The following is a 573-nucleotide window of genomic DNA, read 5'->3' on the forward strand; positions in this document are numbered from 1 at the left end:
GAAGGACGCCGGCCGGTCCGGCTCGTCCTGGAGAGAGTCCATGACCGCATCCACCCCGGTGCTCACGATGACCGGGATCAGCAAGCAGTTCCCCGGCGTGAAAGCGCTCGACGGCGTCGACTTCCGGCTGCTGCCGGGCGAGGTGCACGCCCTCATGGGCGAGAACGGCGCCGGCAAGTCGACGTTGATCAAGGTGCTGACCGGTGTCCACGACATCGACGAGGGCCGGATCGAGCTGGACGGCGCCAGGGTGGCCTTCACCGGCCCCCTGGCCGCCCAGCAGGCCGGCATCAGCACCGTCTACCAGGAGGTCAACCTCTGCACGAACCTGTCGGTGGCCGAGAACATCTTCATCGGCCGCGAGCCCCGCGACCGCTGGGGGCGCATCCGGTGGAAGGAGGTGCGCCGCCGCGCGGCCGGCATCCTGGCCCGCCTCGACCTCGACATCGACGTCACCGCCTCGCTGTCGGCGTACTCGCTGGCCGTGCAGCAGCTCGTCGCGATCGCGCGCGCCATCGACGTCCAGGCCAAGGTGCTCATCCTGGACGAGCCCACCTCCAGCCTGGACGCCGG

The 573-nt window shown here is 70.3% G+C and carries 1 protein-coding gene; it reads left to right on the forward strand.

Features of this window, described 5'->3' with window-relative positions:
- Nucleotides 1-40: 40 nt before the first annotated feature.
- Nucleotides 41-573: ATP-binding cassette domain-containing protein (locus HCN51_RS57815; protein WP_168022240.1), on the forward strand; the 533-nt coding region annotated here is incomplete at its 3' end.

Origin of the sequence: Nonomuraea composti, from assembly GCF_012034275.1 — a bacterium.
GTDB lineage: Bacteria > Actinomycetota > Actinomycetes > Streptosporangiales > Streptosporangiaceae > Nonomuraea > Nonomuraea composti.